The following is a 15,681-nucleotide window of genomic DNA, read 5'->3' as shown; positions in this document are numbered from 1 at the left end:
GTCGGAAGGGAGGCCCGGGATCCGGCGGATCAGTGATTCCCGCCCCAGGCGCCCCGCCCAGTGTCGCGGTGCCGGTCTGGGCAACTTCTTAAGACAATGTGCATTCGTCCCCACGCCGGGAGGCCCTGTTCGAGCCGAGGGTCAGGGGCGCGTGGCCGTCACCAGCCAGACGGCGCCGCGCAGCCGCACGCCGTCCGGGGTCTCGTACGGTCGCAGCGCCGTCCTCACCTGCTCGCGGGCATTCCCGACGATCTCCTCGTCCAGGCCGGCGAGGTTGAAGCGGACCGGTCCCATCGCGAAGTAGAAGTCCACGGCCTCCTCGGCGTTGCGTCCCCAGTCGACGAGCCCTTCGACGGGGTCCACCGTCACCTCGGTGAACCCCGCGGCCGTGAGCACTTCGTGGACGCGTGCGGGATCGGAGAGCGACACCATGCCCCGCTGCGCGGGAGACGGGCGGCGGACGAGCGCGTTCACCGGCGCGAAGATCCGGGCCGAGTCCCCGTCGGGGGAGGGCAGTTGCGGGCAGATGAAGGCGAGCCGGCCGCCGGGCCGCAGCGCGCCGCCGATATTGCCGAACGCGGCGATGTGGTCGGCGAAGAACATGACCCCGCCTCGGCTGACGGCGACGTGGTAGTGGCCGGCGGGGAAGGCATGGACCTGCGCGTCGCCCTGTTCGAAGACCGCGTTGTCGATGCCTTCCCCGGTGGCGACGGCCCGCGCGCGCTCCACCATGGGGGCGGAGATGTCGATCCCCACCGCCTGTCCCAGGGCCGCCCTGCGAGCGGCGAGACGGGTGGTCTGGCCCGTGCCGCATCCGATGTCGAGCACGCGATCGCGCTCGCCGATCGCGGCGGCCTCGAACAGCGCGTCGTTGAATCCGCCGTTCAACGAGTCGTAGCGGTCGGGGTTGTCGGCCCAGTGTGCTCCCTCGTGACCGTTCCACGCTTCCGCTTGCTGGGTGTTGGCGATCGGCTGCATTAACACTCCACGACTCCTGCTTCAACTAGAGTTGATCTCCAGTGTTCAACTCCAGAGATAGAGCGCGGTCGTGGGTGACGTCAAGCCGGCCCGAGTCAGACGCCGATCAGTTCGAACGCGATGGCCGGGGTACCACCGAACCGCTCGCCGAACGTCCGTACCTTCCTCTCCAGGAACGCACGGGCGTCCGCCATGGGATGGTCCGGGCCCAGATAGTCGAGGTATGACCGGTGGGCCTCCAGGGCGGCCACGCCCTGGTCCAGGAAGCCCGTCACGTCGACGGCGTGGTCGGCGAGCGGCGAGCCGCCGACGGCCGCGTACCGTACGCCCTTCCAGGGTTCCAGCCCCTCCTCGGCGAGTTCGGGGAAGATCCACCGGTTGCCGGCGTCACCCGCCGCGTCCAGCAGGGCGCGGCCCACATGACGGTGGTCGGGAGAATTCCAGTCGCCGCCCCGCCATCGCTCGTGGAAGTTGAGCGTGACCAGGATCTCGGGGCGATGCCGTCGGATGGCGGCGGCGATGTCGCGGCGCAGCGGCAGACCGTACTCGACGACGCCGTCCCGATGGTCCAGGAACTCGACCTCCTTCACACCGACGAGGGCGGCGGCCCGCAGCTCCTCCTGTTCCCTGACGCGTGCCGCCTCCCGGGGATCCATGGTGTCCATGCCGGCCTGCCCGCGTGTCACCATCAGATAGACCACCTCGCGGCCCGCGGCGGTCCAGGCCGCCACGGCACACGCCGGGCCGTACTCCAGATCGTCGGGGTGGGCGACGACGGCCAGCGCGCGCTGCCAGTCGTCGGGCATCGGGGCGTACGGTTCGGCCACGGGCGGTTCAGCCCTTCTCGGCGGCGGGAGCCCACACCGGCTCGTACTCCGCGTGGTCGATGCCGCGCTCCCAGACCGCCTCGAACGCGTCGGTGCACATCTTCGCCAGGGCCGGGTCCTCGGTCAGTTCGTGCGGTCCCCACGAGCCGTCGCCCGCGAAGTGCGTGAAACGGACCAGCCGGCCGTCGAACACCCAGAAGTCGTTGCCCGGGAGCAGCAGGTCGGACACCTGGCGGCGGGGCAGCCAGCGCACCTTCTCGCCCGCCGGGACGTTGACGATGGTCGTCGTCTCCCACTCGTAGCGGATGAAGTCCGTGACCGGCTCCGAGACGATCCGCAGCCGCCGCCAGTCGACACCGCGGCCCACGGTCTCCTGCACGAGCTCGACCCAGTCGAGGTGCCGGTCGTACTCGATCGGTTTGCCGGCCTGCCAGTCCACGAAAAGCGCGCCTTGCGGGGTGTACATGTCGCGCATCTCAAGATGAATGGCCGAATGCTTCGCCTGGCCGATGAGTTCCTTGAAGGCGGGCAGATTACTGGACATCGCTGACTCCTTGGGGCGAGCCGAATCCAACTGGTCGGGTCGAAGGCTCATTGTCGTGGCGTGGTGGTGGGCACGGCGTCTCGTGAATTGCTCTCTTCGGAATCGGGGACGCGCGTGCGCACGGCCCAGCGCACGGCCGGAGCGCTGAGCGCCAGGGAGACCATGAAGAGGGCGGCGAGCAGCAGCCAGCCGACGAGGCCGAGGCGGTCCGGCACGGTCGTCACGAGGACGGGGCCCGCGATCACCGCGAGGGCGTCGCCGGTGGCGAAGACCCCGCCGTACTGCCCCTGGGCGTTGTCGGGCGCCAACTCGTAGCGCAGGCCCCAGCGGGCCGCCTCCCCCCAGATCTCGCCGAGCGTGAAGAGCACAGTGGCGACGGCGAGCACCGCGGCGGCGGCCCACCCCGGGATGCCGCCGGACAGGGCCGCGGCCGCGCACGCGACCGCGAGCACCAGGAACGCCCACCGCTGCAGGCGGCTCGCGCCGGACACCGTGTCGGCGTCACGGGCGACATACACCTGGAGGAACACCACCATCAGCGTGTTGATGAGCATCAGCCAGGCCGCCATCGCCCGTGGCGCGTCGGTATGGGTCACCAGCCACAGCGGTATGCCGAGCGCGAGCACCGTCGGACCGATCCTGGCGAGCCCGGACACCTGGGCGACCAGGATGTACGGCATGTCCCGCACCGCCGAGGGACCGCCCTTGCGACGTGGCTTCCTCGGCTGCCGGGGCACCCGAGGCAATCGCATGTACAGCCCGGACACGACCACCATCGCGGCGGCGTTCCCCCAGAACAGGGCGAGATAGACAGCGGGCGAGTCGACGGCGATGACGAAGCCGGCCGCCAACGAGGCCAGCGCGAAACCCCCGTTGAACACGGATCGCATATAGGCCGACAGCTTCACCCGCCCTTCCTTGCCCATGACCCCCGACACCAGTGCGCCGCGCGCCACATGGCCGGTCTGCTCGGCGGTGCCCAGCAACGCCGCCATCAGCACGTACGCGGGGAAGGAGTGGACGAACGCCGCTGAGATCAGCATCGCCGCCTTGCACAGCGCGAGCACGGCGGTGGTGCCGCGCGGCCCGAAGCGGTCGGCCAGGAAGCCGACCGGGACGCCGAGCACGAGGGCCATCACACCGGCCGTCGACAGGCCGATGCCCACCTGTCCCGGGGACAGTCCCACCACCCGGACGAAGTAGACGGCACCGCCCGCCATGTACAGGCCGTTGCCGAGACTCGCCACGGCTGTGCACAGCACAAGAAGCCGCCCGGGTCCCGGTTCCGGCAACAGCTTGGACCAGATCGAGGTACGGCCCCGCTGAATCCGCTCGGCATCGGTCATGTGCAGGCTCCCGCCCGGGGTGAGGATTGACGCTCTGTCAGGACGCGGGCATGATCGAGAATTCTGGGACGGCCGCGTCGAAAGGGATTTCCATGCCATATTCGTTCGTCCCCATCGGTACCGTCCGCGGATCGCGGCGGGAGTCCGTCGAGGACAACTGGGGAAGCGTCGAATGCCGCATCGAAATCGATCCGGCGGAATTGGGCGCGGACGCGACGCTGGGACTGGGCGATTACTCTCATGTCGAGGTCGTGTTCCTCTTTCATCGGATCGACCGGGTCTGCCGGGAAACGCAACACCCCCGGGGAAATCCGTCGTGGCCCCGGACGGGGATACTCGCCCAGCGCGCGCCGAACCGGCCCAATCACCTGGGCGTCACCATCTGCGAGCTGGTGGCGGTCGACGGTCTCACGCTCTCGGTCCGCGGTCTCGACGCCCTGGACGGCAGCCCGGTGCTCGATGTCAAGCCCTGTCTCCCGGAGTTCGCGCCGCGCGGCGAGATCCGGGTACCGCGGTGGTCCACCGAATTGATGAGCCATTACTTCTGAGCTCCTCGTCCTCTGCACCGTCGGTCCCGCCTGTGTCGTACGCGTGGTCATCGCGCCCCTACGCCGGTTCGTGCCGGGCCGGGGTGCCCGGCGGATCGGCGGGCACGTGAGCGACCAGGTCCGTGCGTCCGGAGGCGATCAGCGTGTTGATCTCGTCCGCCGGGAGGTCCACCGCCGAGAGCAGCGCCACCGGGAGGTTTCCGGCGTACGTCAGCTCCTCGGCGCGCCTGGTGCGGGCGATGCGGCCCGTACCGGACTGGGCGGGTACGGCGAGAAAGTCGAAGCCCCGCGCCTCGGCGTCGACCGCGACGGCGGCCGGATCCCCGGCCGTCGACTCGTCCGGGGTGGACACCGGGACCAGCAGCCCCACCGCCCGCGCACCCGCGGCCTTCAACACGCGCGGATCCGCCGCGCCGTCCACGACGGGGCAGCGCACGGCACCGTCCGCCGTGCGCAGGATCAGTCCGCCCGGCTTCTCCCAGGAGCCGTCCGCCTCCGCGACACGGCCCTCCAGGGTCAGCCCTCCGATCGTGAGCGGCACATCACGGGGCTCGGCGTCGGTGGGACGGCCCGCGAGCCGGTGCACGGTCCCCGCCACGAACTCCGGGTCGCGGTGGCGCAGCCGGTCGAAGGTGTTCATCGGCCGCCGGCTGCGCAGAGCGAAGACCGTGCGGTGGCCGTGCGTCCGGCCGCGGCGGCAGAGCGTCTCGAACCACTCCACGCTCTCCCGGGCCTCGGCCTGCGCCGCCGCGATCACCGGTTGGCGGGTGCGCGCGTAGGTGTCGAGCGCCGCGGGGACCGAGGTCCCCTCGGCGAGCGCACCGGCGAGGCAGAGCGCGTCGTCGATCGCCAGTGTGGTTCCCGAGCCGGTGGAGAAGTGCACGGTGTGCGCGGCGTCGCCGATGAGCACGGACCGGCCGTCGTGCCAGCGCTCGTTGACGATCGTACGGAACGGCCGCCAGCCCGATGTCTGGGCGTACAGCGGCGCACCGCGCAGCTCGTCGGCGAAGATCGCGGCGAGCCGCTTCTCGACCTCGGGGAGCGGCCGGTCGTCCAGCCCGTGCCCGGCCAGGGTGGCGGGGTCCGCCTCGACGATGAACGTGCTCTCGTCGGCGGCGTGCGGATAGGAGTGCACGATCAGCAGCCCCGGACGGAGGTCCTTGAGGATGAACGAGGGCTCCCGTACGACGGGTGCGGCGGCCCACAGGAACCGGGTCCGCCCGGCGGTGACGGTCGTGCCGAACGCCTGGGGCCGGGAGCGGCGCAACCCGCTGCCCGCCCCGTCGGCGAGGACGACCACGTCGGGCGCGTCCCGCCCCTGCGGTATCGAGGAGACGGTCCGGCGGATCAGGCGCACCCGCGGCAACTCCGCCGCCAGTGCGCGCACATGGCCCTGGAAGGTCCTGCGACGCAGTCCCACCATGCCGTAGGCACCCGACCAGATGCGCTCGTCACCACAGAGTGTCAGTGTGCGGTTCCAGCTGCCCCTGGCCGTCGGAGGCAGCGCGAAGGCGCGCGGGAAGACGCGCTGGACGCGATCCATGAAGTCGGTGGACATCACGATTCCGGCGCCCGGTCCCCGACTGTCCCGGTCGTAGAGATCGATGGTGATGTCCGGTCGCAGGCGCGAGAGTTCCAGGGTGAAGAACGCCCCCGCCGCCCCCGCGCCGACGACCGCCACACGGCGCGGCGGCCGACCGGTCATCGAGGCGACCCGTCCCAGTGGAATCGTTCGCCGCGCGCGAGCGCCGCGCCCCTCGACGCCGCCATCATCTCGCCGCTGGCCACCTTCATGATGGTCATGAACTCGCCGAACTCGGATTCCGGGGCGTTCAGGGAGGCACCGGCCCGGGCCATCAGCTCCAGCCAGCGCAGCCGGTGCTCCCGCGCGATGAGGACCTGGCTGTGCGCCTGATGCAGACGCGGTTCCCAGGCCGCGGTCAGATCATTGTCGCCGTACATCCTGACGAAGTGCCCGGCAAGACGATCGGCATGCGTCGCCCAGTCGGGCACCGGGAACAGCGGCGCCAGCACCTCGTCCTCGGCGACGAGTTCGTAGAAGCGCGCGGTCAGAGCCCGGAAGAACGGCTCGCCGCCGATCGCGGCGTAGAAGTCCTCGACTTTGCGGTCGACCTGTGACGGGGTCATCCGGTCACCGGACTTGAGCCCCTGGTCGGCTACGAGCAACACCTTGCCGTCGTGTGGTGGTACCGGTTGTGGCGGCACGGACCTCTCCTCTTCAGTCGAGCAACAGTGCGGCCGCGGACAGCGTGTTGACGGTGCATCCACGGAGTTTCTTCGCCTGGAGCGTGCCGAGGCCGTAGGCCATCGACGTGATGCCCATCCGGGGGGCGAGTTCGGCGGGCCGGTAGAACATCGTGGCGAAGTAGGTGAACGAGGCGTCCGGGCGGTCGTAGTCGGTGCCGCTCATCAGAACCGTCCACCGCGCTCCGTCGCGGACGAGAATGCTGAAGGAGAGGAGGGCGTCGCCCTGCCGCGCCTCCACCACCATGACGTTCCCCGGGCCGAAGTGCTCGCGGAGGTGGCGCAGCGAGCCGGCCTCACGCTCCGCGTCCGGGGTCCCGCCGTATTTGGTCACGATCTGCGCGCGCAGCCGCACCAGTTCAGGCTCCTGGTCCCGGACGGCGCGCTCGCTGATCACCACGCCGCGGAGCGCGATGTCCCGCAGCTCACGGCGCACGGCGAAGCGGCGCTTGCGCGGCAGCCCGGCCACGTATCCGTCGAAGTCCGACCAGGTGACGTCCATGTCACAGCGGTCGACCATCGGGACCACATCGAAACCGCGCGTGCGCAGGGCGTCCAGGAACTCCGGGAAGTCGGGCCTCAGGAACAGCGCCGCGATGCTGCGCATGCCCTGTTCCCGGCTCCAGTCGACGAGCCCGTCGACATACGCCCGCACCGCGGCGGGATCGTGCGCACCCGGTCCGACCGGGGCGGTCTCGTAGTTCGGGAACATCAACAGGCAGCAGGGAAAGGCCTCTTCGGGGGCGAGCCCCTGCCAGGGGTGCGGTCCGTGCTCGGCCACGCCCTCGTCGGCCGACCCGCCGGAGAGCACACGGTGGGGGTCGAACCGCACATGGCCGGTCGGCCGGTCCATGGGGCCGCCGACGAGCGCCACGGACGGTCCCCCGTCACCGGAGAGCTCCAGCGTGCGCGCGCCCCCGGGGATACGCCCCTCGGCGAGCTTGATCCAGCGACGGCTCAGTGTCACGGGGGCGTCGGCGCCCAGGTACTCGTCCCAGTCGTCCGCCACCCCTGTCCGCACCGCGAAGGTGCCGGGGAAAGGCCGCACGACGGCGGCGGCTGCCGGCGGATCGTCCATCTGCGTCACGGCGGTATTCCTTCGGTTGTCTCTGTGCCGCCCTTGTCTCCGGCGCAGGACCCGGGTGTGCCGGGCCCTGCGCCGAGCCCGAGGTGGTCCGTCGCACGGAGTGGGATCAGACCACGGCCACGGGGCTTCAGACGGTGGCCAGGTCCCACACCTCGGCCGTGCCACTGACGTCGTGCGCGTCCCAAACGGTGAGCGCGTCCCAGACCTTCAGCTCGTCCCAGACCTTCAGCTCGTCCCAGACCTTGAGCTCGTCCCAGACCCTCAGCTCGTCCAGGTCTTCAATCCGGTCCCATACGGGACGTGTTGTGGTGTGCGTGTCGTGCATGTCATGTCCTTCCGAAGAGTGCGGTAGTCCGGTCACCCAGGAATCACCGCCTCGCCGTGGGCCGGTGGGCACATGCCGTATGAGCTCGGGCCGCGAAGCCGCTCACGAGGAGATGAGCCATTCCTGACCATGGCCGGTGAGGGCTTCGCTTCCGCCCCCGGTTCGGTGAGTGTCGCAGAGGGGTCCGACGCCCGTCTTCTCCCAGGTTGCTCGGACGGCGAGACGGCTCCCGCGGGCGGGAACGACCGTAAAACCGCAGGCCGAAGGGGCGGCCCCCGCTACCGCGACGTCCCGGGGAGGGGACTCGGGCACCGGCCGCGACGTGTGCGGCGTCAGGTCGTCGCGGCGCCGAAGGCGAGGACCACGTTGTGGCCTCCGAAGGCGAACGAGTTGGACAGGGCGGTGGTGAGCCGGGCCGCTCTCGGTTCCGCGCCCACCACGTCCAGGCCGAGTTCCGGATCCACCACGTCCAGGTTGACGGTCGGTGGCACGAGTCCGTGCAGCAGCGCCTCCACACACACCACCGCCTCCACGGCGCCGGCCGCTCCCAGGCTGTGGCCGGTCATCGACTTGGTCGCCGAGACCGGTGTCCGTTCCGCGGCCTCCCCCAGGATGGTCCGCAGCGCCTTCGCCTCCGACGCGTCGTTGTACACCGTCCCCGTGCCGTGGGCGTTGACATACGAGATTCCGGAGCCCGGCCAGCCGGCCGAGCGCAGGGCCGCGCGCATCGCGCGCGCGGCCCCCGCCCCCTCCGGGTGCGGGCTGGTCACGTGGTAGGCGTCGGACGAACGCCCGTAGCCGCTCAGGGTGGCGAGCACATCGGCTCCCCGGGCACGCGCGTGCTCCTCCGATTCGAGGACCAGCACCGCCGCTCCCTCCGCGAGCACGAAGCCGGCCCGGTCGGCGCTGAACGGACGACTGGCGCGCTCGGGCTCCTCGTTGAGCGTGGACAGCGCCTTCGTCCTGGCGAAGCCCGAGACCAGCAGGCGGGTGACCGGTGCTTCGGCGCCACCGGCCAGGACCACGTCGGCCTCCCCGGAGGAGATCATCTGGTGGGCACCGATCAGAGCCTCGCCACCGGACGCGCAGGCCGTCCCCACAGACGTACTGGGGCCGGTGATGCCGTGCGCGAGGGCGATATGGGAGGCGGCGCTGTTGGACATCGACATGACCACGGAGCGCGCACCGATCCTGTTCGGCCCCGCGGTCTCCAGCAGCTGGGCGTTCGTCTCCCAGCTGCCCACCCCGCCCGCGCCCGTCCCCAGCACCACGCCCACGCGGTCCCTGTCCTCGCGCGAGAGGTCCAGCGAGGCGTCCTGGAGGGCGAGCCGGGCCGCCGCGAGCGCGAGGTGGGTGCACCGGTCGGTGGACAGTTCCTCGCGCCGGCCCGGGGCGAGAGCGCCGGGGAGGTCCACCTCTCCGGCGATGCGTACGGGGAGTCCGGTCGCGTCGAACCGGGTGATGGGGCGGATACCACTGACCCCTTTGAGCTGGGCCTGCCAGAACTCGTGCCGGCCGACGCCGATGGGCGTGACCGGTCCGAGGCCGGTGACGACCACGCGCCGCCCGCTCACGCCCCCTCTCCGGTCCCGGTCCCGAAGGCGGACAGGTAGTCGACGACGTCGCCGATGGTGGTCATCGCGAGCGCCGTCTCGTCCTCGACGGGCGCACCGGTCTCGGCTTCCACGATCGTGAGCAGTTCCACCATGTCGAGGGAGTCGAGACCCAGATCTTCCTTGAACTTCGCTTCCGGGCTGATCTCTTCGGGGAGAAGGCCGAGCTTCTCCTCCAGCATGGCTGTCAGCCGCTCCAGGATCGGGCCGGCAGAAGTGACTCCTGTTTTCACAGCGATCATCCTTCGTCGAGGGTCGGGGTCCCCGCCGTCCGGACGCCGATGACATCCGCGTGCAGGGCGAGGTCGTGGCAGACCGCGCCGACCGCCATGACGAACCGGTCGGCCTGTTCGGTGGTCAGCGACAGTGGGGGCTGGATACGCAGCACCCGGTTGCGGTTCGCCGTGACGAACGTGAGTATCCGGTGATCACGAGCGAGCTGTCCGACGAAGCGCAGGCACATCAGGTCGCCCAGCGAGTCCTCCAGGGCCTTGCCCGCCCGGCTCATCGCCGTGCGTACGTCCTCGGGCAGCCAGTCGACAAGAGTGTGCAGATCACCGGGCAGCCGGGTGAGGATCTCGTCGGCCATGGCGCCCGCGGCGCCGGAGAAGTCGCCGTCGATCTCGATGGCGTTCATCAGGCCGATGCCCCGCACCTCGCGGATGAATCCGTACGGTTCGCAGACCGCGCGCAGGGAGGCACGCAGATACGCCCCGGTGTCGCGGGCCCGCTCGGGCAGCTTCTCCGCCGCCAGGACGTCCAGCGTGGCGAGGCCCGCGGCGGCGGCGAGATTGCCGCCGCCGAAGGTCGACGAGTGGAGCATGGCACGGTCACCGCTGCCATAGGCGTCGTCCCAGAGACCGGCCCTGATCAAGGTGGCGGCGATCGGGACGAGTCCGCCGGAGAGCGACTTCGCCAGACAGACGACGTCCGGCCGCAGGCCGTCGTGCTCGGCGGCGAACATCGCGCCGGTCCGGCCAAGGCCCGTCTGGATCTCGTCGAGGACGAAGACGGCCCCGGCGTCGGCGCACAGACGCTGCGCCTCCAGCAGATAGCCCGGTGGCGGCAGCACGACCCCACCCTCGCCCTGTACCGGTTCGACGATGAAGGCCGCGGCACCCTCGATGACGGCCGCCAGGGCGGCTGCGTCCCCGTACGGCACACCCACGACATCGCCCACCAGGGGGGCGAACGGGGCGCGGTGCGTGTCGCGGCCGGTGACGGACAGGGCGCCCAGTGTCTTGCCGTGGTAGCTGTTGTCGGCGTGGACCAGCCGGGTGCGGCCGGTGGCCGCGCGGGCGACCTTCAGCGCGGCTTCGACCGCCTCCGTACCGGAGTTGCTGAAGAAGACACGTTCCAGCCCGCCCGGTGACACCGCGCTCAGCCGCTCCGCCAGCTCGGCCGTCTGCACCGGCATGGAGATGTACTGGGCGAAGGTGGGCGCGCCCAGGTCCAGGAAGTCGCGCAGCCGGGCGACCACGTCCGGATGGTTGTGGCCCAGGCCGAGAGCGCCGTAGCCGGCCACGAAGTCCAGGTATTCGACCCCGTCGACGGTGGTGAGCACGCACCCCTCGGCGCGGGTGAACACCCGGTCCATGCCATGGGCGGCGAACAGTCCCGCCATCGGCGGGTTGATGTGGTCGCGGAAGCGGCGCCTGGTCAGCGCGGTGATGTCCCGCGGCGGGGCGGGCCGGGATCGCGGCCTGTGGTGGACGCCCAGCCGTGCGATGTCGTCGTCCGCGAGGGTGCGGCCGAAGGTGGCGAGCGGCTTCGGCAGGAAGCCGTGCCGCGCCGCGAGCGCCCCGATCAGCCGTACCCCCTCCACATCGATCCTGCGGCCGAGCGACCAGCACTCCGCGCGGCCCTCCAGGGCCAGCACGATGGTCTCCGCGAGGCAGCCGTTGAGTTGCCGGGTGGGCGCCGGGACGCCGCCGTCACCGACCACGACCGCCTCGACCGCGCTGACGAGTCCCCCGTCGACGACCAGCACATCGCGGCCCGTCGGCGCCGACGGCGCGTCCCGCGGCAGCGCGACGTCCACCACCACGGACCCGGGGTGCGGCCGGTCGGTGTCGATGACGTCTCCGGACGAGGACGCGGCCACGTACAGACGGGGGGTCGCGTAGCACTCCGAGATGTCCTCACGCAGGGTCACTCGCGTGTGGTCGGCGGGATCGAGATGGCTGAGCAGGGCCGATGGGGAGCGGCGGCCGCGGCGGGTGACCAGCTCCAGCCGGAACCCGTCGGCGAGCAGAAGGCGGGCGACGGCGAGCGCGATCGAACCGGGGTAACCGACGACCACGACCGGGGTGTCCTCGACCGGCAGTTCGAGGAGCCGCGCACAAGTGAGGAGTGCCTGGTGAGCGGCGTAGGTGGTGAGGGAGTTGCCGCTGGTCACGGGGACATCCGTGTGCGATGCCGTCCAGAGTCCGCGGTCGCCCACGATCGAGGTGGCACCGCCGAGGCCGACGATGTCCGCGCCCGCGTCCCGCAGTGCCCTCACCTCGTCGGCCACCATCTCCCGGGCGGCGGTGGGCCGTCGCAGGATCTGTTCCGCGGTGTGGGCGAGAGCGTGGATCTCGCCGTCGCACCGGCTGCCGGTGAGCGAGGTGACGGAGCCGAGCAGCGGCAGCGGTACGTGGAGACGGGGGCCGGGGGCGCGGGCGGTGCCCCGGTGGTCGTCCAGGAGCCGGCCGAAGAGATCGAGGCCGCGTATCTGGTTGCGGTGGGCCGGGCTGACCGCGTGGGCCAGGAAGCCGAACTTCACCGGGGCTCTCCTTCAGTGTGAGCGGGCACGTGCGGCGGGGCGCACGTCAGCGTCCGGGTCGGACGCGTACCCGCGCGGCGGGCCGGCGGGCCATGTCGAAGGTCAGCTCGGGAAGCCGGTCGCGCTGCCAGCCGAGGGCGGACAGCGGACTGAGCCCGTCTCCCTCGTTGTTGTGGGCCATCGGCACGGAGTAGAGATCGACGGTGGACGGCCTGCGCAGCCGGTCCACGAGTTCGCCGGGACGCACGTCGGTGAGATGACGGTGGCTGACGGTCAACTCCCCGAAGGTGCGCTCCCATTCGCCGTCCAGGAGATGCAGGAGCTGCGTCTGGCGGCCCGCCTCGCCGCCCTGGCGGCCCTCCCGGTAGGTGCGGATCACCGAGTGCCCGCCGTCGATGAGCCGGAAGACGCTCAGATTCCCCGCTATCCGGTGTCCGTTGACGGTCACCTCCTGCACCAGCGTGGGCACGATGTCGGGCACCATCGCGGCGGCGCCGTCCCCGATGAAGGCGAGGACGTTGTCATCGCGGGTCAGCGCCACCGCGGGCACCGCCTGGAGGGCGTCGCCCATCAGGGCCCGTCCGTACCAGCCGGAGAAGCCGGGCCCGGTGCGCGGCAGGTTACGGATGGCGGAGAGACCGCCCCGCCCGACGTCGAAGACGCCGGTGTAGGTGTACCCGTGCGTGGTGATCAGGGTGTCGAGGACCGCGCCGAGGCGGTCGAAGAAGTAGTTGGGGCTCATCGGAACGAGGGGCAGGGTGTGCACGATGTCGGAGGCGCTGTCCCGGCTCTCCCCGATGGCGCGGTGCCGCCGCGACCGCAGCGGTTCGGCGACATCGAGCCGCCGGCGCAGCTCACGCAGGAACTCCAGTGCGTCACACCTCAGCCGGTGGTCGGCGAAGGGCGCCAGATGCTCCTCCTCCCGTGTGATCTGCGCGATGCGCAGCGAGCGGGTGAGTGCTCGCGGGGAGAAGGGCGTCGCGGCCTCGGCGATCCGGCTCTTGAGGAAGAACAGGCACTGTTCGTCCCGTGGCCGGAGCCGCCCGCCGTGGTGCAGGAAGTCATGGATACGGTCCGAGTAGCCGAAGACGCCGAGTGTGCCGAGGTACTGCGGTACGACCGCACCGTCCCGGTAGCGGGCGACCGAGCCGGGCCGGGTGAGCGAGTCGGCGAGGGCGATCCCGGCCCGCGCCGCGATGTCGTGGACGAGAGCGCGCTCCTCGGTACTGAGCCTGCCGCACTGCCACAGAAGCCTGTCCGGGCCGCGGTTGACGATCTCCACGACCGGTGCCATGGCGTCCTCGTGGACGGTGAGCCGTGCGCGCGGCCCGGTTTCCCGGGCGGGCCGGGGGGCCGGTACGGCGCCGGACCCGGCGGGGTGCCGCACTGCTGCCGTCCGCGCCGTGAGCGCCGTGGTGCGCAGCACCTCGGGCGTGGCCAGCAGCACGACCGGCCCGCGACCGGCCTCGTACGCCGTGAACGCCTCGTTCAACCGGTCCGTCAGCCGCTCGGGGTCGTCGAGATAGAGAAACGGGATGCCCTTGGCCCGCAGTACCTCTCTGGTGTCCTCCGCGCCGTGCACCGTGCCCTGGAACGGAAACCACGCGTCCCGCGGCGACTCGGCGCAGACGATGAATCCCCGGGCCCTCGCGTCCCTGAGATTGGCCAGGGTGCCGCGGAACTCGTCGGCCATCCCGCTGGTGACGACGATCAGGAAGGGCGTCTCGTCCAGCTGCCACCGGGCGAGTGCCCCGCAGGCCAGGCTGTGTTCGCTCGGACCGCGCAGCACGGGATTGCCGCCGCGCGCCGCACGCGCCTCCAGGTCCTCGATCAGACCGGACACGACGGAGCCCGTGTAGTAGTGCAGGCCCCAGCCCGAGCCGGCCCGCTCGTCCAGGAAACCGGCCAGCTCGTCGCAGAGCAGCGCGGGTGTGCTCGGGGCGGCACCACGCAGGGGGGCTCCGGTGCGGCCGACCTGTATGTAGTCGGTGAACGCGCAGACGATGTCGGCGGCCAGGACCCAGGGCACGGCGGGCAGTCGCCGCCGGGTGTAGGGGTGCGCCAGCAGCGCGGGGCCCAGAGGCGCGTCGTCGTAGACGAGGACGGTGTAGGGCCCGAACTCGCACCGCACGGAAGCGGCCACCGCCTCACGCAGGTGGGCGAGGCCCGCGCCGAGGCCGTCGCCGTCGCCCGGCGCGGCCATCGGGTCGCCCGGCGCGGCCATCGGTACGCCCGGCGCGGCCATCGGTATGCCGCCGGCCCCCGCGTCCACCAGGACGAGAGCCAGCGCGTCGTCGCCGTCGCGCGGCTCGTCGGCCGTCAGTCGCCGTAGTTCGTGTGCGGCGTCGACGAAACCTTCGGCGCTGACCAGACGGATCTCGGCGTCGGGCAGCGCGCCGTCCAGGAACCTGCGGGCGCGGGCCAGTGCGTGGCGATAGGCCTCCGGCGCGGGTTCCGGGGAAGCCGTGGGGGCCGGAGGAGATCCGGGGGCCACGAGCTCCCGTAGGACCACTCCGCCCGCGTCCGCCGGAGCCGCCGGTCCGGACCGGCCGGCCAGATCCGACAGGGCGGCGGCGACCGTCCCGTGGAACGCGGCTCGCCCGCCCACCGCGACGACGAGGAACCGGGGCCGTTTGTCGCTGTCGCTTCCCACAGTCACTCCCCCGTCGGACACGCATGACCCACTCCGCCCAGCAGTCTGCATGGCTCGCGCTGAAGGGGATCTGCATAACCTCTGGAGAGAGGTCAGCCGTCCGGTCGGTCGCCGCCCTTGATCAAGTGCCTGCACAGGCCCTCGTGGACCCAGTCCTCCCACTGCTCCTGTGTCCACTCACGCTCCGAGGCGAGCAGGTGGTACAGCTCCGGGCCCAGCAACGCGTAGCAGATGTCGACGGCCCGCTCGGGTCCGAGCCCGTCGGGCAGCAGTTCCCCGTCCACCAGAGCGCCTACGAACTGCCGCTGGAAGAAGCGCCGTTGCTCCTTGTTCGTCTGCCACATGTCCCCGCCGTCGTCCTCGGCGACAGCCGCGTTGCGCAGCACCTCAAGGAGCGGGGCCGCCTGCTCGTTGATCGCGCGGGTGAGCCGCACCAGATGCCTGAGCTGCGCACGCGGGTCGGCCACGGCGAGCGCCTCGGCGATCCCGGCGTGCGGCTCCCCGGCCCCGGCGGTGTCTTCGCAGGGGAGATGAAGACTGATCAGGTTCCTGAGCAGCTGTTGTTTGTTCCCGAACGAGAAATAGACCGTCTGCACGGCGACGCCGGCCTCCCGGGCGATGGACGCGATGGTCGTCGCCTCGTAGCCGTGCTCGGAGAAGAGCTCCATAGCGGCGTCGAGAATGCGCCGACGCGTCAACTGCGCTCGCACACGCCTGGTGTCCGGCAT

Annotated in this window: 14 protein-coding genes; 1 reads left to right on the top strand and 13 read right to left on the bottom strand. The window is 71.2% G+C overall.

Annotated elements, in window-relative coordinates:
- Window positions 1-141: 141 nt before the first annotated feature.
- The 4 genes from M1203_RS07840 to M1203_RS07825 form a co-directional block, all read right to left on the bottom strand.
- Window positions 142-978, bottom strand: coding sequence for a class I SAM-dependent methyltransferase (locus M1203_RS07840; RefSeq protein ID WP_249948795.1), 837 nt, complete (start codon window positions 976-978; stop codon window positions 142-144).
- Between the two features lie 95 nt (window positions 979-1,073).
- Window positions 1,074-1,784 carry a PIG-L deacetylase family protein gene (locus M1203_RS07835; protein ID WP_249949072.1) on the bottom strand — a complete coding sequence of 237 codons (711 nt, stop codon included), beginning with the start codon at window positions 1,782-1,784 and terminating at the stop codon, window positions 1,074-1,076.
- A 28-nt stretch (window positions 1,785-1,812) separates the two neighbouring features.
- Entirely contained in the window at window positions 1,813-2,349 is a 537-nt protein-coding gene (locus M1203_RS07830) for a DUF6879 family protein (RefSeq protein WP_249948794.1), read from the bottom strand.
- Between the two features lie 47 nt (window positions 2,350-2,396).
- Window positions 2,397-3,695, bottom strand: a complete 1,299-nt coding sequence (locus M1203_RS07825) for an MFS transporter (RefSeq protein WP_249948793.1) — start codon at window positions 3,693-3,695, stop codon at window positions 2,397-2,399.
- Between the two features lie 50 nt (window positions 3,696-3,745).
- Here M1203_RS07825 and M1203_RS07820 point away from each other — a divergent pair, with 50 nt between their 5' ends.
- A complete protein-coding gene (locus M1203_RS07820) occupies window positions 3,746-4,243 on the top strand; it encodes a TrmO family methyltransferase (protein ID WP_249948792.1) in 498 nt (165 codons plus the stop codon).
- Window positions 4,244-4,301: 58 nt separating this feature from the next.
- Here the strand turns inward: M1203_RS07820 and M1203_RS07815 are convergent, their stop codons facing one another.
- The 9 genes from M1203_RS07815 to M1203_RS07775 form a co-directional block, all read right to left on the bottom strand.
- A complete protein-coding gene (locus M1203_RS07815) occupies window positions 4,302-5,948 on the bottom strand; it encodes an FAD-dependent monooxygenase (protein ID WP_249948791.1) in 1,647 nt (548 codons plus the stop codon).
- A complete protein-coding gene (locus tag M1203_RS07810; RefSeq protein ID WP_249948790.1) occupies window positions 5,945-6,469 on the bottom strand; it encodes a hypothetical protein in 525 nt (174 codons plus the stop codon). Before M1203_RS07810 ends, M1203_RS07815 begins: the two co-directional genes overlap by 4 nt.
- 13 nt (window positions 6,470-6,482) lie before the next feature.
- Window positions 6,483-7,595, bottom strand: a complete 1,113-nt coding sequence (locus M1203_RS07805; RefSeq protein WP_374402322.1) for a hypothetical protein — start codon at window positions 7,593-7,595, stop codon at window positions 6,483-6,485.
- Between the two features lie 127 nt (window positions 7,596-7,722).
- Window positions 7,723-7,920, bottom strand: a complete 198-nt coding sequence (locus M1203_RS07800) for a hypothetical protein (RefSeq protein ID WP_249948789.1) — start codon at window positions 7,918-7,920, stop codon at window positions 7,723-7,725.
- Window positions 7,921-8,252: 332 nt separating this feature from the next.
- Window positions 8,253-9,494, bottom strand: coding sequence for a beta-ketoacyl-ACP synthase II (gene fabF / locus M1203_RS07795; RefSeq protein WP_249948788.1), 1,242 nt, complete (start codon window positions 9,492-9,494; stop codon window positions 8,253-8,255).
- Window positions 9,491-9,766, bottom strand: a complete 276-nt coding sequence (locus tag M1203_RS07790) for an acyl carrier protein (protein WP_249948787.1) — start codon at window positions 9,764-9,766, stop codon at window positions 9,491-9,493. Before M1203_RS07790 ends, fabF begins: the two co-directional genes overlap by 4 nt.
- A gap of 5 nt (window positions 9,767-9,771) precedes the next feature.
- The gene (locus M1203_RS07785) at window positions 9,772-12,300 is read right to left on the bottom strand and encodes an aminotransferase class III-fold pyridoxal phosphate-dependent enzyme (protein ID WP_249948786.1); all 2,529 of its coding nucleotides are present in this window, start codon (window positions 12,298-12,300) and stop codon (window positions 9,772-9,774) included.
- A gap of 46 nt (window positions 12,301-12,346) precedes the next feature.
- On the bottom strand, window positions 12,347-14,953 hold the full coding sequence (locus M1203_RS07780; protein ID WP_249948785.1) for a hypothetical protein: 2,607 nt from the start codon (window positions 14,951-14,953) through the stop codon (window positions 12,347-12,349).
- Between the two features lie 92 nt (window positions 14,954-15,045).
- Window positions 15,046-15,663, bottom strand: a complete 618-nt coding sequence (locus M1203_RS07775) for a TetR/AcrR family transcriptional regulator (protein WP_249948784.1) — start codon at window positions 15,661-15,663, stop codon at window positions 15,046-15,048.
- Between the last annotated feature and the right edge of the window lie 18 nt (window positions 15,664-15,681).

The sequence above is a fragment of the Streptomyces sp. 35G-GA-8 genome, from assembly GCF_023534745.1.
Classification (GTDB): domain Bacteria; phylum Actinomycetota; class Actinomycetes; order Streptomycetales; family Streptomycetaceae; genus Streptomyces.
Note: the sequence above shows the minus strand (reverse complement) of the source record. Positions and strands in the feature narration are given on the sequence as shown.